This is a genomic window from Azorhizophilus paspali, from assembly GCF_043587585.2.
Classification (GTDB): domain Bacteria; phylum Pseudomonadota; class Gammaproteobacteria; order Pseudomonadales; family Pseudomonadaceae; genus Azotobacter; species Azotobacter paspali.
In genome coordinates this window covers 4,247,428-4,273,639 of sequence record NZ_CP171449.1, presented here as the reverse complement: position 1 = coordinate 4,273,639, position 26,212 = coordinate 4,247,428, and the positions used below count along the sequence as shown (strand labels likewise).

19 protein-coding genes, 1 tRNA gene and 5 pseudogenes are annotated in these 26,212 nt (G+C 66.8%); 14 read left to right on the top strand and 11 right to left on the bottom strand.

All coding sequences use genetic code 11. From position 1 onward, the window contains the following. Window positions 1–147: 147 nt before the first annotated feature. The 4 genes from ACGI6K_RS20800 to ACGI6K_RS20785 form a co-directional block, all read right to left on the bottom strand. Window positions 148–224 (bottom strand) — tRNA-Arg (locus ACGI6K_RS20800). A gap of 195 nt (window positions 225–419) precedes the next feature. Continuing rightward, window positions 420–1,166, bottom strand: coding sequence for a TerC family protein (locus tag ACGI6K_RS20795; protein ID WP_376942819.1), 747 nt, complete (start codon window positions 1,164–1,166; stop codon window positions 420–422). A 97-nt stretch (window positions 1,167–1,263) separates the two neighbouring features. Further along, window positions 1,264–2,595, bottom strand: coding sequence for a CitMHS family transporter (locus ACGI6K_RS20790; protein WP_376942821.1), 1,332 nt, complete (start codon window positions 2,593–2,595; stop codon window positions 1,264–1,266). Between the two features lie 466 nt (window positions 2,596–3,061). Beyond that, window positions 3,062–3,334 carry a hypothetical protein gene (locus ACGI6K_RS20785; RefSeq protein WP_376942823.1) on the bottom strand — a complete coding sequence of 91 codons (273 nt, stop codon included), beginning with the start codon at window positions 3,332–3,334 and terminating at the stop codon, window positions 3,062–3,064. 224 nt (window positions 3,335–3,558) lie between these two features. Between ACGI6K_RS20785 and ACGI6K_RS20780 the strand changes: the two genes are divergently transcribed. Next, a complete protein-coding gene (locus tag ACGI6K_RS20780) occupies window positions 3,559–4,884 on the top strand; it encodes an OprD family porin (RefSeq protein ID WP_377968872.1) in 1,326 nt (441 codons plus the stop codon). A gap of 97 nt (window positions 4,885–4,981) precedes the next feature. Here the strand turns inward: ACGI6K_RS20780 and ACGI6K_RS20775 are convergent. Next, a pseudogene (locus ACGI6K_RS20775) lies at window positions 4,982–5,392 on the bottom strand (GntR family transcriptional regulator); the annotation flags it as partial. A 200-nt stretch (window positions 5,393–5,592) separates the two neighbouring features. After that, window positions 5,593–5,763: a hypothetical protein gene (locus ACGI6K_RS20770; RefSeq protein ID WP_376943258.1), complete on the bottom strand. Its 171-nt coding sequence runs from the start codon at window positions 5,761–5,763 to the stop codon at window positions 5,593–5,595. Between the two features lie 75 nt (window positions 5,764–5,838). Here ACGI6K_RS20770 and ACGI6K_RS20765 point away from each other — a divergent pair, with 75 nt between their 5' ends. From ACGI6K_RS20765 to ACGI6K_RS20740, 6 genes are all read left to right on the top strand, one after another. Next, window positions 5,839–6,240 (top strand): MerR family transcriptional regulator, encoded by a 402-nt coding sequence (locus tag ACGI6K_RS20765; protein ID WP_376943260.1) that lies wholly within the window; start codon window positions 5,839–5,841, stop codon window positions 6,238–6,240. Between the two features lie 21 nt (window positions 6,241–6,261). Then, the gene (locus ACGI6K_RS20760; RefSeq protein ID WP_376943262.1) at window positions 6,262–7,443 is read left to right on the top strand and encodes an isovaleryl-CoA dehydrogenase; all 1,182 of its coding nucleotides are present in this window, start codon (window positions 6,262–6,264) and stop codon (window positions 7,441–7,443) included. Window positions 7,444–7,574: 131 nt separating this feature from the next. Continuing rightward, window positions 7,575–9,182 (top strand): carboxyl transferase domain-containing protein, encoded by a 1,608-nt coding sequence (locus ACGI6K_RS20755; protein WP_376943264.1) that lies wholly within the window; start codon window positions 7,575–7,577, stop codon window positions 9,180–9,182. 103 nt (window positions 9,183–9,285) lie between these two features. Continuing rightward, window positions 9,286–10,080, top strand: a complete 795-nt coding sequence (locus ACGI6K_RS20750; protein ID WP_376943266.1) for a gamma-carboxygeranoyl-CoA hydratase — start codon at window positions 9,286–9,288, stop codon at window positions 10,078–10,080. Window positions 10,081–10,082: 2 nt separating this feature from the next. After that, window positions 10,083–12,053, top strand: coding sequence for an acetyl/propionyl/methylcrotonyl-CoA carboxylase subunit alpha (locus tag ACGI6K_RS20745; RefSeq protein ID WP_376943269.1), 1,971 nt, complete (start codon window positions 10,083–10,085; stop codon window positions 12,051–12,053). 516 nt (window positions 12,054–12,569) lie between these two features. Beyond that, window positions 12,570–13,472, top strand: coding sequence for a hydroxymethylglutaryl-CoA lyase (locus ACGI6K_RS20740; protein WP_376943271.1), 903 nt, complete (start codon window positions 12,570–12,572; stop codon window positions 13,470–13,472). A gap of 73 nt (window positions 13,473–13,545) precedes the next feature. Here ACGI6K_RS20740 and ACGI6K_RS20735 read toward each other — a convergent pair whose 3' ends face one another. The 4 genes and pseudogenes from ACGI6K_RS20735 to ACGI6K_RS20720 all read right to left on the bottom strand — a co-directional run. Then, entirely contained in the window at window positions 13,546–14,640 is a 1,095-nt protein-coding gene (locus tag ACGI6K_RS20735; protein ID WP_376943273.1) for an AbrB family transcriptional regulator, read from the bottom strand. Window positions 14,641–14,746: 106 nt separating this feature from the next. Then, window positions 14,747–15,724, bottom strand: coding sequence for a Bug family tripartite tricarboxylate transporter substrate binding protein (locus ACGI6K_RS20730; RefSeq protein ID WP_376943276.1), 978 nt, complete (start codon window positions 15,722–15,724; stop codon window positions 14,747–14,749). Window positions 15,725–15,864: 140 nt separating this feature from the next. Continuing rightward, a pseudogene (locus ACGI6K_RS20725) lies at window positions 15,865–16,791 on the bottom strand (tripartite tricarboxylate transporter permease); the annotation flags it as partial. Further along, window positions 16,784–17,665: pseudogene (locus ACGI6K_RS20720) on the bottom strand (tripartite tricarboxylate transporter substrate binding protein); the annotation flags it as partial. The pseudogenes ACGI6K_RS20725 and ACGI6K_RS20720, both read right to left, overlap by 8 nt. 1,102 nt (window positions 17,666–18,767) lie before the next feature. Here ACGI6K_RS20720 and ACGI6K_RS20715 point away from each other — a divergent pair. The 6 genes from ACGI6K_RS20715 to ACGI6K_RS20690 all read left to right on the top strand — a co-directional run bounded on the left by ACGI6K_RS20715 (window position 18,768) and on the right by ACGI6K_RS20690 (window position 24,414). Then, entirely contained in the window at window positions 18,768–19,439 is a 672-nt protein-coding gene (locus ACGI6K_RS20715; protein ID WP_376943373.1) for a response regulator, read from the top strand. A gap of 13 nt (window positions 19,440–19,452) precedes the next feature. Further along, the gene (locus tag ACGI6K_RS20710) at window positions 19,453–20,856 is read left to right on the top strand and encodes a sensor histidine kinase (RefSeq protein WP_376943412.1); all 1,404 of its coding nucleotides are present in this window, start codon (window positions 19,453–19,455) and stop codon (window positions 20,854–20,856) included. Between the two features lie 274 nt (window positions 20,857–21,130). After that, on the top strand, window positions 21,131–21,442 hold the full coding sequence (locus tag ACGI6K_RS20705; protein WP_376943375.1) for a DUF2790 domain-containing protein: 312 nt from the start codon (window positions 21,131–21,133) through the stop codon (window positions 21,440–21,442). Between the two features lie 300 nt (window positions 21,443–21,742). Then, window positions 21,743–22,021 carry a hypothetical protein gene (locus ACGI6K_RS20700; protein WP_376943377.1) on the top strand — a complete coding sequence of 93 codons (279 nt, stop codon included), beginning with the start codon at window positions 21,743–21,745 and terminating at the stop codon, window positions 22,019–22,021. Window positions 22,022–22,225: 204 nt separating this feature from the next. Further along, window positions 22,226–22,708: a hypothetical protein gene (locus ACGI6K_RS20695; protein WP_376943379.1), complete on the top strand. Its 483-nt coding sequence runs from the start codon at window positions 22,226–22,228 to the stop codon at window positions 22,706–22,708. Window positions 22,709–22,815: 107 nt separating this feature from the next. Further along, window positions 22,816–24,414, top strand: a complete 1,599-nt coding sequence (locus ACGI6K_RS20690; RefSeq protein ID WP_376943381.1) for a right-handed parallel beta-helix repeat-containing protein — start codon at window positions 22,816–22,818, stop codon at window positions 24,412–24,414. Window positions 24,415–24,479: 65 nt separating this feature from the next. Here the strand turns inward: ACGI6K_RS20690 and ACGI6K_RS20685 are convergent. After that, window positions 24,480–24,640, bottom strand: a pseudogene (locus tag ACGI6K_RS20685) (hypothetical protein); the annotation flags it as partial. Window positions 24,641–25,461: 821 nt separating this feature from the next. On the opposite strand from ACGI6K_RS20685, the pseudogene ACGI6K_RS20680 reads away from it, so the two are divergent. After that, window positions 25,462–26,134 (top strand): annotated as a pseudogene (locus ACGI6K_RS20680) (FadR/GntR family transcriptional regulator); the annotation flags it as partial. Between the last annotated feature and the right edge of the window lie 78 nt (window positions 26,135–26,212).

Below are 26,212 nucleotides of genomic sequence, written 5' to 3'. Positions count from 1 at the left end.
TAACTTTTCGGAAACATACAAGCTGGCATACACGGCGGGAAGTTATAGGGGTAGATAGCGAGAGACAGCCAGACACAAGAAAACCCGCATGGGGCGGGCTTTTCAGGGATGTTTGTAGACTGTTGGAGACAGCTAGAAACAGGTATTTGGCGCGCTCGGCGGGATTCGAACCCACGACCCCTGCCTTCGGAGGGCAGTACTCTATCCAGCTGAGCTACGAGCGCGTTGCGGGGTGTTCCGGGAGCGGGATTCGGTCGGGCGACCGGTGCCCCTGGAGCGAAGAGGCCATATTTAAGCATTAGCGCCGGGCTTGCACAACCATGGGCCGGCGAGTTCAGGCGCTTTCTTCGGCGTCGTGCGGCGGGCACCGACGAAAACGGGGCCGTGAGGGCCCCGTTTCTTCGTGCGGCGCTTGTGGACTATTGGCCGGGGATGTCCTTGCTCAGGTGCACCGGTTCCTTGCGGGCGCGGCGCATGCGGATGTTCAGCGCTTCCACCGCCAGCGAGAAGGCCATGGCGAAGTAGACGTAGCCCTTGGGCACGTGCACCCCGAAGCTCTCGGCGATCAGCACGGTGCCGACCACGATGAGGAACGACAGGGCCAGCAGCTTGAGGCTCGGGTGGCGGTCGATGAAGGTGCCGATGGTGCCGGAGGCGGCCATCATCACCAGCACGGCGGCGACGATCGCGGCGATCATCACCGGTACGTGGGAGACCATGCCGACCGCGGTGATCACCGAGTCCAGGGAGAACACGATGTCGATGATCGCGATCTGCACGATGGTAGCGATGAACTGGCCGCTGCTCTTGGGCGCTTCGTTGGCCTCGTCCTCGCCTTCCAGGCCGTGGTAGATCTCGGTGCTGCTCTTCCACAGCAGGAACAGGCCGCCGAAGAACAGGATCAAATCGCGTCCGGAGATGCCCTGGCCGAAGACGTGGAAGAGGTCAACGGTCAGACCCATCACCCAGGAGATCGACAGCAGCAGGAGAATCCGCGTGACCATCGCCAGCGCCAGGCCGAACAGGCGGGTACGTGGCTGCATGTCTTTCGGCATGCGACCGACGAGGATCGAGATCATGATGATGTTGTCGATGCCGAGCACGATTTCCAGCGCGGTCAGGGTGAAGAAGGCAACCCAGATCTCCGGGTTGGTCAGCCAGTCCATAAAGGGTCCTCTAAATCGTCGGTTGTGCGGCTGGTGGCAGGCGGGCCGCCAACCGCGGGATTCTGTACGCCGCTGTGTGAAATTTCCGTCAAGGCGTTCAGCCGGCCGCCACCGGAACGATGGCTAGACCGCCGGCCGCCGGAAAGACGCCGACCAGCAGCGCGGCGAGCATTATCGCCAGACAGAGCAGGGTAGCCAGCTTTAAGGCGAAACGCTGCAGGTCGCCGAACTCGATCTTCGCCAGACCCACCAGCAGGTAGGTGGAGGGTACCAGCGGACTGAGCAGGTGCACCGGCTGGCCGACGATCGAGGCGCGCGCCATTTCCACCGGGCTGATGCCGTAGTGTCCGGCGGCTTCGGTGAGCACCGGCAGCACCCCGTAGTAGAAGGCGTCATTGGACATGAAGAATGTGAAGGGCATGCTCACCAGCGCGGTCACCACGGCGAGATAGGGCCCCATCGCGTCCGGGATCAGCGCCAGCAGGCTCTTCGACATGGAGTCGACCATCCCGGTGCCGGAGAGGATGCCGGTGAAGATGCCAGCGGCGAAGATCAGGCCGACCACCGCCAGCACGTTGCCGGCGTGGGCGGCGATGCGCTCCTTCTGTGCCTTGAGGCAGGGATAGTTGATGATCATGGCGAGGCTGAAGGCGATCATGAACAGCACCGGCAACGGCAGCACGCCGGTGATCAGCGTGCCCATCAGACCCAGGGTCAGCATGGCGTTGATCATCAACAGCTTCGGCCGGCGCGCTTCGGGATACTGGGAGACGGTGACCTCGGAGTGATCCTCGCTGCCGTCGGAGAGGCGCAGCACACCGAGGCGCTCGCGTTCGCGCTTGCCGTACAGGTAGGCCATGCCCAGCAGGACGGCCACGCCGATCGCCATGGCCGGGATCATCGGCACGAACACGTCCGACGGGTCGACCTGCAGGGCGCTGGCGGCGCGGGCGGTGGGGCCGCCCCAAGGGGTCATGTTCATGATTCCGCCGGCGAGGATGATCAGGCCGGCCATGATCCGCGGGTTCATGCCGATGCGGCTGTACAGCGGCAGCATGGCGGCGACGCAGATCATGTAGGTGGTGGCGCCGTCGCCGTCGAGGGAAACGATCAGCGCCAGGGCGGCGGTGCCGACGGAGACCCGCAAGGGGTCGCCCTTGACCATGCGCAGGATGAAGCGCACCGGCGGGTCGAACAGCCCCGAATCGATCATCAGGGCGAAGTAGAGGATGGCGAACATCAGCATCACCCCGGTCGGGGCGAGCTTGGTGATGCCCTGCAGCATCATCGGTCCGATGTCGCCGGCGAAACCGCCGAATAGGGCGAACAGCACGGGAATGATGATGAGGGCGATCAGCGCCGAGAGGCGTTGGGTCATGATCAGGCACATGAAGGTCAAGACCATGGCGAAGCCGAGGAAAGTCAGCATGACGAGTACTCCGGAAGGCAGGGACGGGGGCGGATCAGCGCGGGGAGGTCGATGGGCTGGACGACGGCTGGGCGTGGTCGGACGAAGGCGCGAAGGGGGGCATGGCAATCTCCACTCATTGTTTTTATCGGGAGACCGGTCGGGCGCCGGCTCTGGAGCGGGATGCTACATAGCCAAGCTTTCAGCGGGCTTTCGCAATAGAAATACACCGATCATGGAGTCGGATTCGGGCTTCATGAGGAAAAATACGGCTGTTCTTTGCGCTTGGCGGCACGGGGCGTTAGCCGCGGAGGCAGTGGGCGGAGCGGTGAGCGGCCCGCCATGCCGGTCGAATCCGGGAGGGGCCATTTTCAAGCACGATAGGCGGAAATTCGCCATTTTGATGCGCAGCTTCGGCGGAAATTCGCCGTATTTCGCGTCTCTAAGGGTGCCGACTCCTCCGCGATATTTTGCTGCCGGAGCGCCACTACAGCCGGATGAAGCGCTCTGCGTCCAATCCTTGCGGCCAGCCTCCGGTCCGCACGGGCGGCCGCTGCCGGCGGTCCGGCATGCCGGTTGCTGTGGGTCTGTTCAGCGAGCCCGCCAGTGGCCATTGGCCGCCGGCCAGTCCACCCGTGGCAAGCGCCCCGTCGAAGCCGCCGTCAGGCGGCTCGATCATCGCAATGAACGACAAAACAATAAGGAAGCGTTCATGTCCGGCCCAATCGTCCTGCTTCTCCTCCCACGTTGTTCGGTGCATCGCGCTTGCCGCTGCCGTTCCAACGGCCCCGGCGTGGCGTCATTTCCCTTCCAGGCCCCGGCGCTCCGCCCGCAGCGGGCCGGAAACTAGTGGCCATCGCGTCGGCAACTGTGCCGCAAGGCTCCTTGCCGGCCGGCAGCGACGGGGAAACCCCGCGTGCGGTAGCGGTTTCCCCATAACAACAAGAAACACCGCCCATCATCCATCTAAGAGACGAAAACAACATGCACAAGACGCTACTCGCCCAGGGCGTAGCCTTGTCCGCACTGGGTGCGGCACTGGCCGTTCCTTCCGTTGCTCAGGCGGAGTTCATCAAGGACAGCAGCGCCACGCTGCGCCTCAAGAACTTCTATATCAACCAGGACGTCCGCAACCAGGACGCGCCGCGCTCCGAGGAGTGGGGCCAGGCCTTCTTCCTCGACTACAAGTCCGGCTTCACCGAAGGCCCGGTCGGCTTCGGCCTCGACGTGCTGGCCATGCATGCCATCCGCCTCGACGACGGCGGCCGCGCCGGCAAGGCGGGTATTGAACGCACCCCTGGCGGCATGTTCCCGCTGGAAAGCAACGGCAAGGCAAAGAACGACTTCGGCCGGGTCGGCGTGACCGGCAAGCTACGCTTCTCCAAGACCGAGGCGCGCCTCGGCACCCTGCTGCCGAGGATGCCGGTGCTGGTCTACAACGACGGCCGCCTGCTGCCGCAACTGTTCCATGGCGCGCAGATCACCTCCAACGAGATCAAGGACCTGACCCTGACCGCCGGCAAGATCGAGCATTCCACCGAACGGAACTCCAGCGACAGCTACGGCCTGTCGATCTCCGGCGCCAACAGCGGCAGAAGGGCGCAGTTCAGCAACGAGTTCTACTTCGCCGGCGCCGACTACAAAGCCACCAAGGACCTTCTGCTGCAGTACTACTACGGCAACCTGCGCGACTTCTACAAACAGCACTTCTTCGGCCTGGTGCACGACTGGAAGCTGCCAGTCGGCGCGCTGAAGACCGACCTGCGTTATTTCTACAGCGACTCCGACGGCAAGAACGAGAGCGCCTCCGGACGGGCCGAGGGCTATGTCAGCAGCGGTGCCAACGGCAGCAGCGGCGAGGTCGACAACAACCTGTGGAGCGCGATGTTCACCTATAGCCTGTCCGGCCACTCGCTGGGTCTCGGCTACCAGAAGGTCACCGGCAACAGCGACTTCCCGCATATCTTCATGGGTAACGGACGCAGCCTGTACCTGATCACCGACTCGCAGATAGGCAAGTTCGCCAGCGCCGGCGAGAACTCCTGGGTAGCCAGGTATTCCTACGACTTCGCGCAGATCGGCGTGCCGGGCCTGAGGGCCAGCCTGGCCTATGTCAGCGGCGACGACATCGACGCCGCCGGCAGCGACAACAAGGAGTGGGAACGCAACTTCCGCGTCGACTACGCAGTGCAGAATGGCCTGTTCAAGGGCGTCGGCATCGCCTGGCTCAATGCCGCGAACCGTGGCAACGACGTCCGCGACATGGACGAGAATCGCCTGATGCTCACCTACAGTCTGCCGTTGTTCTGATCCCTCGGGTGCCGCAGCCGCAGGGACGCGGCTTCGGCCTGGATGTGCTGGCCATGCATGCCCTACGCCTGGATGGTGGCGGCCGTGAGGATGGCGTTTAGAAAACCTGCAGCTTCTCGCGCCTCATCTGCATGACCAGCGTGAAGCGGTCATCGGGGGGGTGGTTTCGCAAACCACGGCCAACTTGCCGTTCTCGTCCCGGTGGCGGGTGATCTTCAGGCCAGGAGTGCCCGCTTCGGCATTCGGGCTGTATGCGAATTCGGGCGTGAGCAGCACGGCGTGGCCCCGTTGGTCGATTACCGATGTAACGCACGAAGCGCTTTTCGATTGGCGCGGCGATCAATTCGTCGGGATGCCGTTCGGCGAGGGCGAGCACTTTGGCGTAGCGCTCTTGCGCGTACACGTCCGTCCAGCATAGTGGCGCCTGGGCTTGATTCCGGTCGATGCGGATGCTGGAAAGGCAGAAATAATGGCCGCCCGGTTGCAGGCCGAGAGGCTGCGCCTCGGCGTCGGCGCTGTGGCCGGGATACGGCCTGATCCGGCGACCAGTTCCTCGCCGTAGCGCTCGTCGGGGATGCCGATCACCTGGGTGGCGGTAGCGGAATTTTTCGATCTCGCGCGGATAGATGTTCTCGCCGCCTCGGCCAGTCCGGCGCAGGCGTAGCGCAGTTCCTGCTGGCGCACGACCAGCGACTTCCTCGGGGGAAATCACCTGGCCGTGGCCTCGAACGCCGTACCGATGGTCATGGCCGGCAGCGCCTGGTCCTGGTGACCGCGACTGTAGCCAGGTTGCGTAGCGTAGCTTTCTCTCTTGTGCTTGTCGTGAAGGAATGCGAACGACTCGATCACGACGGACAGGCCGTGCGCGAGCGGCACCATCCTGACCGCCGGATCGTTTGACAGGGCGGACTCGCCTATTTACGTTTACGTAAAGGTAATAAGCAAGAGCCGAACATGTCCAAGACCTACAGCATTTCCGACCTGGCCTGCGAACTGGACGTCACCCCCCGCGCCATCCGCTTCTACGAGGAGCAAGGCATGCTCGCCCCGACGCGGCGCGGCCAGGAGCGCATCTACTCGGGACGCGACAAGGTCGCTCTCAAGCTGATCCTGCGCGGCAAGCGCCTCGGCCTGTCGCTGGCCGAGTGCAAGGAGCTTATCGACCTGTACGACCCGAGCGGCAACAACCTGCGCCAGCTCGAACACTTCCTGGCGAAGATCGCCGAGCGGCGTCGCCAACTGGAGCAGCAACTGCTGGACATCCGGCAGATGCAACTGGAGCTGGATACCGCTGAGGAGCGCTGCCGCAGCGCCATGGCCGTCGCGCGAGGCGAAACCAAGAATCCCGTCGAATAAGCACAAGAGTGGAGATTGGATATGAGCAACCTGCCCGGACTGAATTTCTTCCTCGGCGAGGAGATCGAGATGCTGCGTGATTCGGTGGCCGGCTTCGCCGCCCGCGAGATCGCTCCGTGCGCCGCCGAGGCCGACCGCAGCGACCGCTTCCCCATGGACCTGTGGCGCAAGTTCGGCGAGATGGGTCTGCTCGGCCTGACCGTCGCCGAGGAATACGGCGGCGCCGGCATGGGCTACCTGGCGCACATGATCGCCATGGAGGAAATCTCCCGCGCCTCGGGCGGGATCGGCCTGTCCTACGGCGCGCATTCCAACCTCTGCGTCAACCAGATCCACCGCAACGGCACGTCGGCGCAGAAGGAGCGCTTCCTGCCCGGACTGATCTCCGGCGAACATGTCGGCGCCCTGGCGATGAGCGAGCCCAACGCCGGCTCCGACGTGGTATCCATGCAGTTGCGCGCCGAGAAGAAAGGCGATCGCTACGTGCTCAACGGCACCAAGATGTGGATCACCAACGGTCCGGACTGCGACGTGCTGGTGGTCTACGCTAAGACCGACCCGGCCGCCGGCGCGCGCGGCATCAGCGCCTTCGTTCTAGAGAAGGGTGCCCCCGGCTTCTCGGTGGCGCAGAGGTTCGACAAGCTCGGCATGCGCGGCTCGCACACCGGCGAACTGGTGTTTTGCGACGTGGAGATCCCCGCGGAGAATCTGCTCGGCCGGGAAGGCGAGGGTGTCCGGGTGCTGATGAGCGGCCTGGACTACGAGCGCGCTGTGCTCGCCGGCGGGCCGCTGGGCCTGATGCAGGCGGCGATGGACGTGGTGGTGCCTTATATCCATGAGCGCAGGCAGTTTGGCCAGGCCATCGGCGAGTTCCAGTTGATCCAGGCCAAGGTCGCCGACATGTACACCACGCTGCAGGCCTGCCGCGCCTACCTCTACGCGGTCGGCCGGCAGCTCGACGCGCTGGGCGCCGGGCACGTGCGCCAGGTGCGCAAGGACTGCGCCGGGGTGATCCTCTACTGCGCCGAGAAGGCCACCTGGCTGACCGGCGAGGCGATCCAGATCCTCGGCGGCAACGGCTACATCAACGACTACCCGACCGGCCGCCTGTGGCGCGACGCCAAGCTCTACGAGATAGGCGCCGGCACCAGCGAAATCCGCCGCATGCTGATCGGCCGCGAGCTGTTCGACGAGACGCGCTGATCGATCCATCCGGTGGAAAACCGCTGCGCGGGTTTTCCACCCTACGCCTCACGGTCGCTCCGGTAGGGTGGAAAACGGCCGCAGGCCTTTTCCACCGAGACCAGCGCCAACGGCATTAGGGAGCTAGCCCCATGGCCATCCTGCACACCAAGATCAATACCCGTTCGCCGGAGTTCGCCGCCAACGACGCGGCCATGCGCGAACGGGTCGAGCAATTGCGCGCCCTGCTCGGGCGCATCCGCGAGGGCGGCGGTGCCCAGGCTCAGCAGCGCCACGCCACGCGCGGCAAGCTGCTGCCGCGCCAGCGCATCGACCACCTGCTCGATCCCGGCTCGCCGTTTCTCGAAATCGGCCAACTAGCCGCCTTCGAGGTCTACGACGAAGAGGTGCCGGCCGCCGGGCTGATTGCCGGCATCGGTCGCGTCGAGGGCATCGAGTGCATGGTCATCGCCAACGACGCCACGGTGAAGGGCGGCACTTATTACCCGCTGACAGTGAAGAAGCACCTGCGCGCCCAAACCATCGCCCGCGAAAATCGCCTGCCGTGCCTCTACCTGGTGGACTCCGGCGGCGCCAACTTGCCGCGCCAGGACGAGGTGTTTCCCGACCGCGAGCACTTCGGGCGGATCTTCTTCAACCAGGCCAACATGAGCGCCCAGGGCATCCCGCAGATCGCCGTGGTGATGGGCTCCTGCACCGCCGGCGGCGCCTACGTGCCGGCGATGTCCGACGAGACCATCATGGTGCGCGAGCAGGCGACCATCTTCCTCGCCGGTCCGCCACTGGTGAAGGCCGCTACCGGCGAGGTAGTCACCGCCGAGGAACTGGGCGGCGCCGACGTGCACTGTAGAACTTCAGGGGTGGCCGACCACTACGCCGAGAGCGACGAGCACGCCTTGGCGATCGCCCGGCGCTGCGTGGCCAACCTCAACTGGCGCAAGCTCGGCCGGCTGCAAAGCCGCGTGCCACGGGCACCGCGCTACCCGGCCGAGGAACTGTATGGGGCGATCCCGAACGATCCCAGGCAGCCATTCGAGGTCCGCGAGGCAATCGCCCGGCTGGTCGACGACAGCGAGTTCGACGAGTTCAAGGCGCTGTTCGGCCCGACCCTGGTCTGCGGCTTCGCCCACCTGCACGGCTACCCGCTGGCCATCCTCGGCAACAACGGCATCCTGTTCTCGGAGGCCGCGCAAAAAGGCGCGCACTTCATCGAACTGGCCTGCCAGCGCGGCATCCCGCTGCTGTTTTTGCAGAACATCACCGGCTTCATGGTCGGCCAGAAGTACGAGGCCGGTGGCATCGCCAAGCACGGCGCCAAGCTGGTCACCGCGGTGGCCTGCGCCAGTGTGCCGAAGTTCACCTTGATCGTCGGCGGCAGCTTCGGCGCTGGCAACTACGGCATGTGCGGGCGCGCTTACGATCCGCGCTTTCTTTGGATGTGGCCGAACGCGCGGATCGGCGTGATGGGCGCCCAGCAGGCCGCCGGCGTGCTGGCGCAGGTCAAGCGCGAACAGGCCGAGCGCGCCGGTCGACCCTTCTCCGTCGAGGAGGACGAGGCGATCCGCCGGCCCATCGTCGAGCGCTACGAGCGCCAGGCGCATGCCTTCTACTCCAGCGCCCGGTTGTGGGACGACGGCGTGATCGACCCGGCGCAGACCCGCGACGTGCTGGCCTTGGCGCTGTCCGCCGCGCTCAATGCGCCGATCGAGCCGACCCGCTTCGGCGTGTTCCGCATGTAGGCGCGAATCCGCTGCGGCGATCCGACGACCGGCAGGGCCGGCCGGTCGCGGACGAATCTGCTCCTACGACGAAGATGCCAGCCTCATGTGAGTGCAAACAGCCATGACCGATTTCACCACCGTACGACTCGACTTCGACCCGCGCGGCTTCGCTACCCTCTGGCTCGACCGCGCGGACAGGAACAACGCCTTCGATGCCGAAATGATCCGCGAACTGATCCTCGCCCTCGATACGGTGAAGGATCGCCGCGAACTACGCTTTCTGCTCCTGCGCGGGCGCGGTCGGCACTTTTGCGCCGGCGCCGACCTGGCCTGGATGCGCGAGGCCGCCGGCCTCGACTACGACGCCAACCTGGCCGACGCCCGGACCCTGGCCGAATTGATGTACAACCTCTACCACCTCAAGCTGCCGACTCTGGCCGTGGTGCAGGGCGCGGCCTTCGGCGGGGCGCTGGGGCTGATCGCCTGCTGCGACCTGGCGATCGGCGCCGTCGATGCGCAGTTCGCCCTGTCCGAGGTGCGCATCGGCCTCGCCCCGGCGGTGATCGGCCCCTTCGTGGTGCAGGCCATCGGTGAACGCGCCGCGCGCCGCTACGCGCTGAGCGGCGAGCGCTTCGACGGCGTGCGCGCGCGCGAGCTGGGCCTGCTCGCCGAATGTTACCCGGCCGCCGGATTGGACGCGGCGCTGGAGCAGTGGATCGCCACCCTGCTGCATAACGGCCCGCAGGCGATGAAGGCGACCAAGGACCTGCTGCGCGAGGTCGGTAGCGGCGCGCTCAATCCGGCCCTGCGCCGCTACACCGAGAGCGCCATCGCCCGCCTGCGGGTCGGCCCGGAAGGCCAGGAGGGCCTGCGCGCCTTCCTGGAGAAACGCCAACCGGCCTGGCAGGAGCAATGACCATGATCGATACCCTGCTGATCGCCAATCGCGGCGAGATCGCCTGCCGGGTGATGCGTAGCGCCAGGGCCCTGGGCATCCGCACGGTGGCCGTGCACAGCGCCATCGACCGCCACGCCCGGCATGTGCGCGAGGCCGACCTGGCGGTGGATCTGGGCGGCGCCAAGCCGGCGGAGAGCTACCTGCGGATCGACGGAATCGTCGCCGCCGCCCGCGAGAGCGGCGCCCAGGCCATCCATCCGGGCTATGGCTTTTTGTCCGAGAGCGCTGACTTCGCCCGTGCCTGCGAGGCCGCCGGGCTGATCTTCCTCGGCCCGCCGGCCACGGCCATCGAGGCGATGGGCAGCAAGTCCGCTGCCAAGGCGCTGATGGAGGCGGCCGGCGTGCCGCTGGTGCCCGGCTACCACGGCGCGGCGCAGGATTTCGAGACCTTCCGCGCCGCCGCCGAAACCATCGGCTACCCGGTGCTGCTCAAGGCCGCCGCCGGCGGCGGCGGCAAGGGCATGAAGGTAATCGAGCGCGAGGCCGGACTGGCCGAAGCCTTGGACTCCGCCCGGCGCGAAGCCCAGGCCGCCTTCGGCGAAGCGCGCATGCTGGTCGAGAAATACCTGGAGAAGCCGCGCCACGTGGAGATCCAGGTGTTCGCCGACCGCCACGGCAACTGCCTGTACCTCAACGAGCGCGACTGCTCGATCCAGCGCCGCCACCAGAAGGTGGTCGAGGAAGCGCCGGCGCCCGGCCTGTCGCCCGCGTTGCGCCGGGCCATGGGCGAGGCGGCGGTGAGGGCGGCGCAGGCCATCGGCTACGTCGGCGCCGGTACCGTGGAGTTTTTGCTGGATGCGCGCGGCGAATTCTTCTTCATGGAGATGAACACCCGCCTGCAGGTCGAGCACCCGGTCACCGAGGCGATCACCGGCCTCGACCTGGTCGCCTGGCAGATCCGCGTGGCCCGCGGCGAACCGCTGCCGATCGGCCAGCACGAGGTGCCGCTGCGCGGCCACGCCATCGAGGTGCGCCTCTATGCGGAAGACCCGGAGCACGACTTCCTGCCGGCCAGCGGCCCCCTGCGGCTGTATCGCGAGCCGGCCGCCGGGCCGGGCCGGCGGGTCGACAGCGGGGTGGCCGAGGGCGATGCGGTGTCACCGTTCTACGACCCCCTGCTGGCCAAGCTGATCGCCTGGGGCGAAAACCGCGAGGAAGCGCGCCAGCGCCTGCTGGCCATGCTCGCGGAAACCGCGGTCGGCGGCGTCAGGACCAACCTGGCCTTCCTGCGCCGCCTGCTCGCCCATCCGGCCTTCGCCGGCGCCGAGCTGGACACCGGCTTCATCGCCCGCCACCGGGAAGCCTTGCTGCCGCCGCATCGGGAACTGCCGGACGCCTTCTGGCGCCTGGCCGCCAGCGCCTGGATGCGCAGCGGGACGGCACGCCGGCGCGAAGACGACCTGCAATCGCCCTGGAGTGCCGGCGACGGCTGGCGCGCCGGGTTGCCGGCACAGATCGATTTGCATCTGAGCTGCCAGGGTGTCGAGCGCTGGGCGCGCGCTGGCGACGATATCGAGCTGCGGGGCGAATGGCTTTCCTGTGGGAGCGGATTCATCCGCGACGGCGGTTTCGCGGACGAATCCGTTCCCAGGGTGCGACAGCGCCTGCGCGCCATCCGCCGGGACGACAGCCTGTACCTGGAATGGGACGGCGAACTGCACGCCGTCGGCCGCGTCGACCCGCTCGCCGAGACCGAAGCGGGGCAGGCCCACCACAGCGGCCTGAGCGCGCCGATGAACGGCAGCATCGTCCGCGTGCTGGTCGAGGCCGGCCAGAAGGTCGAGGCCGGCGCGCCGCTGGTGGTGCTGGAAGCGATGAAGATGGAGCACAGCATCCGCGCGCCGCGGGCCGGCGTGGTCAAGGGCCTGTACTGCCACGAGGGCGAACTGGTCGGCGAGGGCGCGGTGCTGGTGGAGCTGGAGGAGGCCTGAAGCTGGGTAGGCGTTCGCCGGCCTTGGTAGGGTGGGCAACTCGCGCAGCGATTGCCCACCGTCGAGCCCGCATGCCGGTGGACAAGGCTGCGCCGTTGTCCACCCTACCAGATTGGTCGGCGAGGGCGCGGTGCTGGTGGAGCTGGAGGAGGCCTGAAGCTGGGTAGGCGTTCGCCAGCCTTGGTAGGGTGGGCAACTCGCGCAGCGATTGCCCACCGTCGAGCCCGCATGCCGGTGGACAAGGCTGCGCCGTTGTCCACCCTACCAGAGTGGTCGGCGAGGGCACGCCGCTGGTGGAGCTGGAGTAAGCCTGAAGCTGGGTAGGTGTTCGCCGGCCTTGGTAGGGTGGGCAACTCGCGCAGCGATTGCCCACCGTCGAGCCCGCATGCCGGCGCACTGCCGGACCGGAGCTGGATGACTGGTGGGTGGAAAATCCGTGTAGCGATCTTTCACCCTTTTCGATATTTCGGTGGAAAAGGCCGGCGGCCGTTTTTCACCCCGCGCAGAGGTCATGCCATGACACTGCCCCCCCACGTCCGCCTGGTCGAAGTCGGCCCGCGCGATGGCCTGCAGAACGAGAAACGGCCGCTCGGCCTGGCCGACAAGGTGCGCCTGGTCGACGACCTGAGCGCCGCCGGCCTGGAATACATCGAAGCCGGCAGCTTCGTCTCGCCCAAGTGGGTGCCGCAGATGGCCGACAGCGCCGAGGTGTTCGCCGGCATCCGCCGCAAACCCGGCGTGGTCTACGCGGCGCTGACCCCCAATCTCAAGGGCTTCGAGGCCGCGCTGGAGGCCGGCGTCGGGGAGGTGGCGGTGTTCGCCGCCGCCTCCGAGAGCTTTTCGCAGAAGAACATCGACTGCTCGATCGCCGAGAGCCTGGCGCGCTTCGTGCCGGTGCTGGACGCCGCCCGCGCGCACGGCGTCCGGGTTCGCGGCTATGTTTCCTGCGTGCTCGGCTGCCCCTACGAGGGCGAGGTGGCGCCGCGGCGGGTCGCCGAGGTGGCCCGCGAGCTGTTCGCCATGGGCTGCCACGAGATATCCCTCGGCGACACCATCGGCACCGGCACCGCCGGCAAGGCCCGCGCGCTGTTCGAGGTGGTCGGCCGCGAGATCCCGCGCGAGCGGCTGGCCGGGCACTTTCACGACACCTACGGGCAGGCGCTGGCGAATGTGTATGCGAGCCTCCTGGAGGGCATCGCGGTGTTCGACGCCGCGGTCGCCGGCCTCGGCGGCTGCCCCTACGCCAGGGGCGCCAGCGGCAACCTGGCCAGCGAGGACCTGCTGTATTTGCTGAACGGCCTGGGCATCCACACCGGCATCGACCTCGACCGGCTGATCGCCGCCGGCGAGCGGATCTGCGCCGTGCTCGGCCGGGACAACGGCTCGCGGGTAGCTGGGGCGCGGCGCGGAGCCTCGTAGCCATCCGATCCTCTATCGCCTCTCCCCCATTTGGTGGGAGAGGGGCTGGGGGAGAGGGAATGGCTCGCCGGCTTCACTCCCGCGCCGCCAGCTCCCCGTCCTTGCCGATCCCCAGCCGCTCGCTGCACAGGCAGAACACCGGCGCCGCCAGGAACAGCACCAGCAGCAGGCGCAGCACCTGCATCGCGGTGACCAGCGGCACCAGCAGGTGCAGCGCCTCGGCGGTGAGGCTCATCTCGGCGATGCCGCCGGGCACCATGCCGAGCAGCAGGGCACGCGCGTCCAAGCCCGAGGCCCAGCTCATGGCCAGGGCGATGGGCAGGGCGATAAGGATCGCCGCCAGCGTCGTCAGCAGGGTGCGCAGCAGGAAGGCCGGGGCGCGGCGGAAGAAGGCGCGATCGAAGTGGCAGCCCAGGGTGCTGCCGACCAGCCACTGGCCGAACGGGCCGGCACCGTCCGGCAGACCGATGCGCAGGTCGAAGGCGATGCTGCACAGGCCGCTGACCAGCAGGGCGCCGAGCTGCCAGGCATTGGGGAAGTTGCGGCGCTGGAAGAGCAGGGCGAGCAGGCCGCCGAGGGCGAACAGCAGGACCAGCCAGGCGGCGTCGGGGCCGGGATGGGCGATGCCGGCGGCCTGCCCGCCGGCGAACAGCCAGGCATAGGCGGCGGGGATGCCGAGCAGCACCACGAACATGCGCAGGCTCTGCGCGGCGGCCACGTTCTGCAGGACGGCGCCGTGCCGGCCGCCGAGGTTGACCATCTCGTTGGCGCCGCCAGGCATGCTGGCGAAGTAGGCGGTGGCGAAGCTCTCGCCGTAGCGGCGGTGCAGGAGGATGCCGAAGATGCTGGCGAGCAGGGTCAGCAGGGTGCCGAGCAGCACCAGGCCGAGGTGGGCGAGGATCTGTTCCAGCACCGCGCGGTTGAAGTGCAGGCCGATGCCGATGCCGAGAATCCACTGGCCGGCCTTGACGCCGTGCGGCACGGCGCCGCTCGGACAGCCGAGACAGCGCAGCGCCGCGACGCCGAGCAGCGAACCGATCATCCAGGGCAGTGGCCAGCCAAGCGACTGGGCGAGCCAGCCGCCGAGGGCGCCGGCCAGCGGGGTGAGGATCCAGGGGCGGCAGTGGGCCGCCAGGTTCGCGAGGGAGGGGGGAACGCCGAAGGTCACGGTAGGTCCTCGTGCAGGAGCGCCGGCGCGCGCTGCCCGAGGCGGCGCTGGGGCGTGGGGTGGGGATGTCGGGCGGCTACGCGGGTGGCGGGCAGCGGCGGCCGGCTCAACGGATCAGGCCGAAGTTCCGAGCCATTTCCCGATAGCGGGCGACCTTCTGCCGGACATGCGCCTCCAGAGCTTCGCCGGTCAGGGCATAGGGGAACAGCTCGTAGCGGTCGCGCAGGCGGGCGAAGTCCTCGGAGGCGAGCAGGCGGTCGAAGGCGTCCTTCCAGCGCCGGTAGTCGGCATTGCTCACCCCGGGCCCCATGTAGAGACCGCGCAGCACCGGCCAGACCACGTCGTAGCCCAGCTCGCGGGCGGTCGGGATGGCGGCCATCGCCGGCTCGTCCAGGCGCTGTTCGGCGAACACCACCAGCAGGCGGATGGCGCCGCCGTTCAGGTGCGGCATGGAGTCGGAGATGTCGGTACTGCCCACCTGCACGTGGCCGGCGACCAGCGCCGTGGAGATTTCCCCGCCGCCCTCCAGGGCGATGTAGTGCAGCTCGCGCGGGTCGATGCCGGCCAGCCGGGCGAGCAGGGCGAGCTGCATCCAGTCCTGGCTGCCGACGGTACCGGAGGCGCCGATCACCACCGAGTCGGGGTCCTTCCTGAGCGCCGCGAGCAGATCGTCCAGGGTCTTGTAGGGCGAGTCGGCGCGTACCGCCAGGGCGCCGTAGCTGGTGCCGATCACCGCCAGCCAGCGCACCGCGCTCTCGTCGAAGCGGCCGAACTTGCCCAGGGCGATGTTCAGCAGCGAACCGCTGGAGAAGGTGACCAGGGTGTCGGGCTCGGCCGGCCGCTGCGCGGCGATGGTGTTGTAGGCCACCGCGCCGACCCCGCCCGGCATGTAGGCGAGGCGCAGCGGCTGGCGGGTCAGGCCGGCCTCCTGCAGCGCTTCGCGCGCCAGCTTGCAGACCAGGTCGAAGCCGCCGCCGCTGGCCGCCGGGACTATGCATTCCGCGGCGTGCGATTCGGCGGCCCGGGCGCTGCACAGCAGCAGCGCGGCGGCCGCCAGCAGGACGCGACGGATCGATGGGCCCATAGGTGTCTCCTCTACTGCGGTGCATGGGCGGGCGCTCGGCCGGCTGGAGGCCGAAAGGCACAGGATACGGGGCGGGCGGCCTCGTGTCCCCTCTCCCCGGTCCTCTCTCCGGGGAGAGCGGGGGAAAGCCGCGCGGCCGCTCATTCCGCCAGGGCGGCCGCCGCGGCCCAGCGGGCGGCGCGGTGGCGCCAGATGTGCAGCAGCGGCAGGACCAGCATCAGCGCGATCAGCGCCTAGGTGCCTTGGCTGATGCCGCTTTTCCAGAGGATGTCCAACTCGCCGCTGGAGATCGACAGGGCGCGGCGCAGGTTTTCCTCCATGTGGCCGCCGAGGATGAAGCCGAGCAGCAGCGGCGACAGCGGGAAATCCAGCTTGCGCAGGAAATAGCCGAGGATGCCCACGGCGACCATCAGCAGCAGGTCGAAGGCAGTGGCATGCACAGCGTAAACGCCGATCCCGGTGACGATCACGATCGCCGGCGCCAGCGCCCAGTTCGGCGTGGCGAGGATGCGGGTGAACAGCTTGATCATCGGCACGTTGAGCACCAGCAGCATCAGGTCGGCGACGAACAGCGAGGCGATCAGCTCCCAGACCAGCCTCGGCTCGTTCTGGAACAGCAGCGGGCCGGGAGTGATGTTGTAGAGGGTCAGCGCGCCAAGCATCACCGCCGTGGTGCCCGAGCCGGGCACGCCGAGGGTCAGCATCGGCACCATGTTGCCGCAGCAGGAGGCGCCGATAGCCGTCTCCGGGACGGCCAGGCCGCGTAGGTCGCCCTTGCCGAACTGCGCGTCGGCGCCGGCCAGGCGTTTCTCCGTCGAATAGGCCAGGGCGCTGGCCAGGGTGCCGCCGGCGCCGGGCAGCACGCCGAAGATGAAGCCGCTGAGCGAGCAGCGCAGGTTGACCATGAACACCCGGCGCGCCTCGTCGAGGTTGAACAGCATGCGCCCGGTGGCCTGGACCGCTTGGTGGCCGTGGTGGGTCTTCTCCAGCAACAGGAGGATCTTGCTGACCGAGAACAGGCCGAGCACCAGGACCACGAACTGGATGCCGTCGGCGACGTTCGCGCTGGTCGCGCAGGCGGGCGAAGTCCTCGGAGGCGAGCAGGTGGTCGAAGGCGTCCTTCCACCAGGCGTAGTCGGCGTCGCTCACCTTGGGTCCCAGGTAATAGCCGCGGATCACCGGCCAGACCACGTCGAAGCCCTGTTCGCGGGCGGTCGGGATGGCGGCCATCGCCGGCTCGTCCAGGCGCTCGGCGGAAAGCACTGCGAGGATGCGGATGCCGCCGCTCTCGACATGCGGCATGGCGTCGGCGATGTCGCTGCTGGCCACCTGGATGTGTCCGCCGAGCAGCGCGGTGGCGATTTCGCCGCCGCCCTCCATGGCCACGTAGCGCATCTGTCGCGGGTCGACGCCGACGGCCTTGGCGATCAGCGCGGTCTGCATCCAGTCCTGGCTACCGACCGTGCCGCCCGAGCCGATCACCACCTGCTCGGGGTTGGCCTTGAGCGCGGCGGCCAGGTCGGCGAGGGTCTAGTAGGGCGAGTCGGCACGCACGGCGATAGCCCCGTAGCTGGTGCCGACCGCCGCCAGCCACTTCACCGCGGTCTCGTCGAAGCGGCCGAACTTGCCCTGCGCGAGGTTCAGCAGCGAGCCGCTGGAGAAGGCGGTCAGGGTGCCGGGATCGGCCGGGCGCTGCGCGACTATGGTGTTGTAAGCCACCGCGCCGACGCCGCCCGGCATGTAGGTGACGCGCATCGGTTTCTCCAGCAATTTGGCTTCGACCAGGGCGCTCTGCGACAGCTTGCAGGTGAGGTCGAAACCGCCGCCGGGGGCGGCCGGGGCGATGCATTCGGGACGCCTGGGCTCGGCGCTCAGCGGAGCGGACAGCAACGCGGCCGAGCCGGCCGCCAGCAGGGTGTTGCGCAGCGATGGACGCAGCATGGGGGTGTTCCTCTGACTGTTGTTCTTGTTCGTTCAGATGCTCGCGGACGGGCGGGCCTCGACGGCCGGGCGTAGCCGACAGGCTTGCGACGGGAGACGGACGGCTCGGGGCGGGCACCGGCGCGCAGGCGCAGGGCAATCGCATGAAATGTCTTTCCGATACCGGACTGGAAAGATTGTGTGCCTGGTCGTTCCGGCGTGGTCTTCAAATCCGGTGCATCGGCTGCTTGCCGAGGGGCTGGATACCTCCTGTTTCGGCCCCCCGGCCGAGTCACTTTCTCTTTGCGCGCGCAAAGAGAAAGTAACCAAAGAGAAAGCGCGCCCGGTCATTCGGCCCCGGCTACGTCGGGGTTCCCTCGCTCCGGCGCCGCTCCGAGGGTCGTCGCACAAGGGGCATCCATGCCCCTCGTACGACTCTCGCCGCCTCCCTGCGGCTCGCCCCTCTACGCGACGCCTGCGCTCGGCCTTCTGAACGGGAGTCGGGCTCCGGGTTGCCTGAAAGCGCTTTCGCTCTTGCGGCACGACCTGTCAGGCCGCGCTGGATACCCCCTTTAGGAGGCCGAGCGGAATCGTCGTGGAAGGGGTCGAGCGGCAAGGATGCCGCGAGGCCGCGATGGCCCATGGATGGCCCTTCGCGGCGAGCCCCTGGAGCGGCGATGCAGGGAGGGAACCCGGAGCGAAGCGCAGGGCCGGATGAGGGGGTGGCCTTCTTTTGGGTTACTTTTTCGTGGCCAGGCAAGAAAAAGTGACTCGGCCGGGGGGCCGAAACAGGGACTGTCCGGCTACTCGGCAAGCAGCCATGCCAAGGATCACACAATCTTTCCAGTCTGGTATCAAACGAGCGCTCCATGCGATTGCCCTGCGCGCAGGCGTCGCCGCGGAAAGCGGGATGCGGTACATGCGATGGTTTCCATTTGTTGTTGTTGTCGGGAAGCCGCGCGGCGGTTGCCGGTGCGAGGGCGTCCGGGACGGACTCCGGGGGCGCCTCCCGAGCGATCCTAGAGCGCCAAGCTTTCACTGCGCTTTCGCCACCGATCACGGCTGATCAACCGGGCTTCGTGCCTGTACACTGGCCGGCACCCCCCAACCCGCGGAGATCGCCATGCGCATTCTTTTGGTCGAGGATCACGCCCCGCTGGCCGACAGCGTGGCCCAGGCGCTGCGCGCGACGGGGCTGACCGTGGATGTGCTGCACGACGGGGTGGCCGCCAACCTGGCGCTGTCCAGCGAAGATTTCACCCTGGTGGTGCTCGACGTCGGCCTGCCGCGGCTCGACGGTTTCGAGGTGCTGGCGCGGCTGCGCGAGCGCGGCAACCGGGTGCCGGTGCTGATGCTCACCGCCCGCGCCGAGGTCAAGGATCGCGTGCAGGGGCTCAACCTCGGCGCCGACGACTACCTGGCTAAGCCCTTCGAACTGACCGAGCTGGAGGCGCGGGTCAAGGCCCTGTTGCGGCGCAGCGTGCTCGGCGGCGAGCGCCAGCAGCGCTGCGGCGAGCTGGTCTACGACCTGGCCACCGGCCGCTTCGCGCTGGCCGGCGAGCCGCTCAACCTGACCGCCCGCGAGCAGGCGGTGCTGAGCGTGCTGATCGCCCGGCCGGGACGGGTGATGAGCAAGGAGCAACTGGCTTCCCAGGTGTTCGGCCTGGACGACGAAGTCAGCCCCGACGCCATCGAGATCTACATCCACCGCCTGCGCCGCAAGCTGGAGGCGAGCGGCGTGCGCATCGTCACCTTCCGCGGTCTCGGCTATCTGCTGGAAGCGCGCGGTGAATGATGCGGGCGGCGACATCCGCGTCGACGGCAGCCTGCGCGGGCGCCTGCTGCGGCGCATGGCCGGGCTGCTGGCGGTACTGCTGGCGGTCAGCGGGCTGAGCGCCTACTCCAACGGCCGCCAGGCCGCCGACCGGGCCTACGACCGCACCCTGCTGGCCTCGGCGCGGAGCATCGCCGACGGCCTTTCCGAGGCCGACGGCGGCCTGCGCGCGGACATCCCCTATCTGGCCCTGGACAGCTTCGCCTTCGACAGCGCCGGGCGCATCTACTACCAGGTGCTGGATATCCACGGGCAACTGCTGTCTGGCTACGAGAACCTGCCCGGCGCGCCGGCGAAGGTCCCGCTGACCCGCGACTATCCGGCCCTGGCGCGCTTCTACGACGCGCATTATCGAGGCCAGAACGTGCGGGTGGTCAGCCTGCAGCAGCCGGTCAGCGAAACCACCCTGAGCGGCATGGTGGAGATCCGCGTGGCCGAGACCGAGGAGGCGCGCGAACGCATGGCGCGCGGCCTGCTCGTCGACACCCTGCTGCGCATGGGCCTCCTGGCGGTCGGCGCGATGGCCCTGGCCTGGTTCGTGGTCACCGCCGCGCTGCGCCCGCTGGAACGCCTGCGCCAGGCGGTGGAGGAGCGCAGCCCGGAAGACCTGCGGCCGCTGCCGCCGGTCACGGTGCAGCGCGAACTGCTGCCGCTGGTCTTTGCCCTGAACCTGTTCACCGGCCGCCTGCGCAGCCTGCTGGAGCGCCAGTCGCAGTTCATCGCCGACGCCGCCCATGAACTGCGCACGCCGCTAGCGGCGCTCAAGGCGCGCCTCGAACTGGGCCTGCGCGAGCGCGAGCCGGACGCTTGGTACCGCACCCTGGAAGAGGTCCGGCAGAGCGGCGACCGCCTTTCCCACCTGGCCAACCAGTTGCTCTCCTGGGCGCGCATCGAAAGCAGCGCCCAAGCCATCGCCGAGGGCGGCGCCGAGCCGATCGAGCTGGGCTCGCTGTGCCGCGAGCTGGGCCTGGCCCTGGCGCCCCTGGCCCATGCCCGCGGCGTGGCGCTGGCCTTCGAGGGGCCGGGCGAGGTCTGGGTGACGGGCGAACCGACGCTGCTCAACGAACTGCTCAGCAACCTGGTGGACAACGCCCTGGGGCACACCCCGGCGGGCGGCAACGTGACCCTGCGCGTCACCGCGCCGGCCGTGCTGGAGGTGGAGGACGACGGTCCGGGCATCCCGGAAAGCGCCCGGCAGAAGGTCTTCGAGCGCTTCCAGCGACTCGACCCGCAACGCGGCGGCGCGGGGCTCGGGCTGGCCATCGTCGGCGAGATCTGTCGCGCGCACCAGGCGGCGATCCGCTTGCTGGATGGCGCCGGCGGCGGGCTCAGGGTACGGATCGAGTTCCCGCCGGTGCGCCGAGTGGAGGAAGCGTAGGGGCGCGATGGAATTATATATGATTTGGAATATATTAAGTCTTTCAGAGTGCTTTTTAGAATAAAAACCACATGATTTTGCAATATTTTCCTTATAGTTAACGGTGAATAACCGGAATGGCGCTTATTCGAGCAGTGCCGAACGCTTAGAATCACTCTCAGAGCGATGGAAAAGAATCGCCCGAAAAAGAAAGAGCCAGCCTTATTGAAACAACAGGTATCGCCGGGAAAACCCGTTGAAGGGACCGGCTTGCCTGATGCAATGGGAGAAAACCATGAAATCCTTGGCTGTTCTGATGATGGCCGCGGTTCCCTTTATGGCCATGAGTAATCTGGTCGATGCCGCCGAAGAGGAACCCGACCCGCTGACCGCCGACCTTCAACTTGTCCAGCCCGACCACGGCGAAGATGTCGCCGAAGTTCATGACTACGAGGCTGGCGAGAAACTGGATGTGCACAAAATCATTTCCATCCAAAGCGACTCGTCGGTCTGTGGCGTGACTCCGGCTGTCATGACTTATAAAGATTCCCATAGTGCGACGCACGTTATGCGTTATCAGGTCATGGGCGGCGGTTGCCAGGGCTGAGGTCCGCGCTTTCGTGCTCGACCGCTTTTGATTAGAGATATTCCTGCGGCCTGTTGCGCAATGTTGCAGTGACAGTGACTTGCAAGTTCGATACTCCGAAAGGCCGGGGGAGTTCCATAGCCCTGGCCTTCGTTCGTCGTTACATAACTTCCAGCTATTCCCGCGCATAACTTTTTCGTCGTCCTCGAAACTTCATTGCGCATGATCGAGTGTGGGCATGATATTTATCGGCGGCTCTCCATTAAGTAATGTTTCAGCTTGCGCTGATATTGAAGTGCATGTCTTGCAGAGTTCTTTTCTTTGCTTCTGGAGAGTTGCGGTGAATTCGCCGCGGCCTATATGTTTATGGCCTGTCGTGGGTCTGTTGTCGTCCGCTGTCGGATCGGTCGCGCTGGCATCGTCCGGCGAAACGGCGCCCATTCGGAAATTTTGGAACCGATGGTCTTCGATATGATGCGTCCGCTCGGTGCACGGCAGGGCGAACTGGAGGCCGATGTACTGGCGACCGGCCCGCTGTCGGAATCCGATCAACGAACCGACTGGACGCCGGAGGCGGAATATGCCTTTGCCGAAGGCTAGGCCGTCGAGTTCGAGTTTCCTTCGAGGACGATCGGCTGAGCGAATACAAGGTGGGCGTGCAGGCCACGCTCGGCGCCTTCAATCAGGGCCGTTCCGCCTTGGCGTTCAATACGTGAATATCTACGAGCGCGAGCACCACAAATACTTCAACACCCTGATCTATACGCTGGGCCACTGCTTCGGCACGCGCTGGAGAGCATGAGCATGATCGGCCTCGCCGATATCGGTTGGTCCGGCTCCGGCAGGCGCAACCACCCGATCGTCAACCATTCGATTTTCTTCGATGCGGCCGAAAACACGGTCCTCGACGTCGAACTCAATTATCGGAGCGGCCATGACGGCCATGTCCTGCTGATGCCCCAGATCCACCACCGGCTGACCCGCACGGTGAATCTCCAGTTCGGCATCGACGTCGCAAGGCGCGCGGCGAATCGGCGTTCCCCGAGGCCGGCCTGCGCATCGTGCGGCAGTTCTGAAGGCCCCGTGCCGGCCGGGCTCCGGCGCGCCGACGGCGCCTCGGCCCGGTCGGGGAAAGGTTTTCGCACGCCCACCCCTTCGATCCAAAAGAACTCGAAAGGCTTCCGTGGGTCGGAAGGAAGCGGCACTGGTTCGGTGCCGCTCCGAGGTATCCCCGGCGCCCCTGGATATGGGAAGCCCGGCAGGTACCGAGGTGTAGCGTTCAGGTAATCGCGACAATGTTGTGGGTCGGGATAGCGTGTTGGGAAAATCGGCTGTTTCCGTCCCTTTCTTTCTCATTGCGTCTGAGTACGCATTCTGAATACGGAAGTAGATAAATGGATTTCGATGTCAAGGATTTCGGAGCACAGGGCGATGGCGTCAGCAACGATCGGACAGCCATCCAGGCGGCGATCGATGCTGCCCACGCGGCCGGCGGCGGCACCGTCCACTTGCCGGCTGGCGAGTATCGAGTTGGCGGCGGCGAACGGGGAGTGGAAGGCGCGCTGCTGATGAAGAACAATGTCTACCTGGCGGGCGCCGGCATGGGCCAAACCGTCATCAAGCTACTCGATGGCTGGAACAACGATGTCAACGGCATGATTCGCTCGTCCGGCGGCGAGGAGACGCACGACTTCGGCGTCCGCGACCTGACCCTCGACGGCAACCGTGACAACAATCCAGAAGGCACGGTGTTCGGCTTCTATACCGGCTACAAGTACGGCACCGGCGCCGACCGCAATGTCCTCGTCGAGCGGGTGGAGGCCCGCGAGATGTCCGGCTACGGCTTCGACCCGCACGCACGCACCATCAACCTGGTGATCCGCGACAGCGTGGCCCACGACAACGGCTTCGTTGGTTTCGTCGCCGATCACCAGATCGACGGCGCGTTCGAGAACAACATCGCTTACAACAACGACCTCCACGGTTTCAACGTGGTCACCAGCAGCCACGACTTCACCCTGAAAGGCAACATTGCCTACGGCAATGGCGCCGCCGGCCTGGTGGTGCAGCGCGGCTCGTACGACGTGCCCCTCGCCTACAACATCCTGATCGACGGCGGCTCCTACTACGACAACGCTCTGGAAGGCGTGCTGATCAAGCTGAGCCACGATGTCATCCTGCAGGACGCCCATATCTACAACAACGGCACGGCCGGCGTGCGCATCGCCGGTGCGCAGGACGTGCAGATCCTGGACAACCATATCCACGATAACGTGCAGAACGGCACTTACCCGGAAGTCCTCCTGCAGGCCTTCGACGATTCCAGCATCACGGGGAATGTCTACGAAACGCTGAACACCCTGATCGAGGACAACGTCATCACCACTTCGGGCGACGCCACCTACGTCGTGCAGGAGCGCAACGATGGCAGCGACTACACCACGCTTCGCGATAACAACATCAGCGGCGGGCAGATCGCCTCGGTGCGGCTCTCCGGCGCCCACTCGTCCAGCGGGCCTCTGCGCGGCACGGACGGCGACGACAGGCTGATCGGCGGCGCGGCCAACGAGCAGCTTCTCGGCGGCGACGGCGACGATCTACTCGACGGCGGTGCCGGGGTCGACCGGCTGACCGGCGGCGATGGGGCCGATATCTTCCGCTTCTCCGCGCTCGACGACAGCTACCGCACTGCCAGCGAAAGCTTCGTCGATCGGATTTTCGACTTCGAGGTCGGTACGGATCGTATCGACCTTTCGGCGCTCGGCTTCAGCGGGCTGGGCAACGGTCTCGACGACACGCTAGCCGTACAGGTGAACAGTGCCGGCACACGGACGTACTTGAAGAGTTTCGAGGCAAATGCCGCGGGCGAGCGCTTCGAGATCGTCCTGGAGGGCAACTACGCGGGGCTGGACGAATCCAGCTTTATCTTCGACGACAGCGCCACGCAGCTTGCGCTGGTAGGCAGTGCTCCGCAGACCGACTTGAGCGTCTGACATATCCCTCGTGGGGCGGCCTCGCCGGCGGCGCCGGTGAGGTCGGGCAGTGGACGGGCGCCTGTTTAGTTGATGCTGTAGCCCCGTCCACTCAGGCAGGCGCCCAGCGCCCGCCGGTAGTCGTCGGAGGTGGCGACCGCCGGCGCCTGGATCGCGGTGGAGGGGTCGAAGCCGCTCCGGTTGACCGCCCAGCGGTGGCACTCGAGAGGTCGCGCCCCTGCTGGTCCTATCGGTTCGCGCAGGGCAATCGCATGAAATGCCTGCCCGATACTGGGCTGGAAAGGTTGTGTGCTTGGTCGTTCCGGCATGGTCTTCAGATCCAGTGCATTGGCTGCTTGCCGAGTGGTCGGATACCTTCTGTTTCGGCCCCCGGCCGAGACACTTTTTCTTGCCTGGCCAAGAAAAAGTAACCCAAAAGAAGGCCACCCCCTCATCCGGCCCTACGCTTCGCTCCGGGTTCCCTCCCTGCATCGCCGCTCCAGGGGCTCGCCGCGCAGGGCCATTCATGGCCCATCGCGGCTCTCGCGGCATCCTTGCCGCTCGACCCCTTCCACGACGATTCCGCTCGGCCTCCTGAAGGGGGCATCCGGCGCGGCCTGACGGGTCGTGCCACAAGAGCGAAAGCGCTTTCAGGCAACCCGGAGCCCGACTCCCGTTCAGAAGGCCGAGCGCAGGCGTCGCGTAGAGGGGCGAGCCGCAGGGAGGCGGCGAGAGTCGTACGAGGGGCATGGATGCCCCTTGTGCGACGACCCTCGGAGCGGCGCCGGAGCGAGGGAACCCCGGCGTAGCCGGGGCCGAATGACCGGGCGCGCTTTCTCTTTGGTTAGTTTCTCTTTGAGCGCGCAAAGAGAAAGTGACTCGGCCGGGGGGCCGAAACAGGAAGTATCCAGCCCCTCGGCAAGCAGCCATGCCAAGGCTCACACAACCTTTCTAGTCCAGTATCGAGCGAGCGCTTCATGCGATTGCCCTGTCGGTTCGCGCCGGCCCTGCTGAACCACCTGCGGTCGGTGCTACTATGCCGGACTTCCCCGGAACCGCCGCTGACCGATGGACTACCGCCAGCCCAACCCCCGCAAGAGCCAGCACGCCCGCATCGTGCACGAACTCGGTCACCTGATCGTCTCCGGCCGTCTCAAGTCCGAGGAGCGGTTGCCTACCGAGGCGCAGCTCTGCGCGGACTACAATGTCAGTCGCACGGTGCTGCGCGAGGCGCCCTGGGTATTGGTGGCCAAGGGACTGGTCTAGTCCAAGCCGCGCGTCGGCAGCGTGGTGCGGCCGCGCCGCGACTAGCACCTGCTCGACCCGGACGTACCGCACTGGCTGATGCAGAGCAGCCCGCAGGGCGAGTTCTTCGACAAGCTGTCCAGCGTGCGCTGCATCATCGAGCCGGCTTCGGCCGCGCTGGCTGCGGTCGGCGCCACCCCCGAGGATCTCGAAGCCATCGCCGAGGCCTGCGCATGGAGGCGGCCAAGAGCCCGGAGAGTTTCCTGGAGCCCGACCTGGACTTTCATAACCGCATCGCCGAGGCCACCCATAACGAGCTGCTGGCGCACCTGTGCAACATGTTCTCGCTGAGTCGATGACCCATTCCAACCGACGGCCCAATCTCCACGAACTGGCCCTGCCGCGGCACAAGGCGATCCTCACCGCTATCCGGAACCGCGACACCCTGGGGGCGCGGCATGCCTCGCTGGTCCAAGTGGAGGACGCGCGCGTCGCTGGGCGAGGATTTTCCGCTATAGCCTTCGTCCGGGACGCCATGCCGTCCGACGAGGGCGTGGGTTGCGCAATTGCAGCA

What these genes read in the sequence shown, in the direction of transcription:
- ACGI6K_RS20730 (WP_376943276.1), bottom strand. Translation starts at nt 15,724, where the DNA reads ATGGGCCCATCGATCCGTCGCGTCCTGCTGGCGGCCGCCGCGCTGCTG.
- ACGI6K_RS20705 (WP_376943375.1), top strand. Translation starts at nt 21,131, where the DNA reads ATGAAATCCTTGGCTGTTCTGATGATGGCCGCGGTTCCCTTTATGGCC.
- ACGI6K_RS20760 (WP_376943262.1), top strand. Translation starts at nt 6,262, where the DNA reads ATGAGCAACCTGCCCGGACTGAATTTCTTCCTCGGCGAGGAGATCGAG.
- ACGI6K_RS20770 (WP_376943258.1), bottom strand. Translation starts at nt 5,763, where the DNA reads ATGGTGCCGCTCGCGCACGGCCTGTCCGTCGTGATCGAGTCGTTCGCA.
- ACGI6K_RS20765 (WP_376943260.1), top strand. Translation starts at nt 5,839, where the DNA reads ATGTCCAAGACCTACAGCATTTCCGACCTGGCCTGCGAACTGGACGTC.
- ACGI6K_RS20785 (WP_376942823.1), bottom strand. Translation starts at nt 3,334, where the DNA reads ATGCACCGAACAACGTGGGAGGAGAAGCAGGACGATTGGGCCGGACAT.
- ACGI6K_RS20795 (WP_376942819.1), bottom strand. Translation starts at nt 1,166, where the DNA reads ATGGACTGGCTGACCAACCCGGAGATCTGGGTTGCCTTCTTCACCCTG.
- ACGI6K_RS20695 (WP_376943379.1), top strand. Translation starts at nt 22,226, where the DNA reads ATGATCGGCCTCGCCGATATCGGTTGGTCCGGCTCCGGCAGGCGCAAC.
- ACGI6K_RS20790 (WP_376942821.1), bottom strand. Translation starts at nt 2,595, where the DNA reads ATGCTGACTTTCCTCGGCTTCGCCATGGTCTTGACCTTCATGTGCCTG.
- ACGI6K_RS20715 (WP_376943373.1), top strand. Translation starts at nt 18,768, where the DNA reads ATGCGCATTCTTTTGGTCGAGGATCACGCCCCGCTGGCCGACAGCGTG.
- ACGI6K_RS20750 (WP_376943266.1), top strand. Translation starts at nt 9,286, where the DNA reads ATGACCGATTTCACCACCGTACGACTCGACTTCGACCCGCGCGGCTTC.
- ACGI6K_RS20745 (WP_376943269.1), top strand. Translation starts at nt 10,083, where the DNA reads ATGATCGATACCCTGCTGATCGCCAATCGCGGCGAGATCGCCTGCCGG.
- ACGI6K_RS20690 (WP_376943381.1), top strand. Translation starts at nt 22,816, where the DNA reads ATGGATTTCGATGTCAAGGATTTCGGAGCACAGGGCGATGGCGTCAGC.
- ACGI6K_RS20780 (WP_377968872.1), top strand. Translation starts at nt 3,559, where the DNA reads ATGCACAAGACGCTACTCGCCCAGGGCGTAGCCTTGTCCGCACTGGGT.
- ACGI6K_RS20755 (WP_376943264.1), top strand. Translation starts at nt 7,575, where the DNA reads ATGGCCATCCTGCACACCAAGATCAATACCCGTTCGCCGGAGTTCGCC.
- ACGI6K_RS20740 (WP_376943271.1), top strand. Translation starts at nt 12,570, where the DNA reads ATGACACTGCCCCCCCACGTCCGCCTGGTCGAAGTCGGCCCGCGCGAT.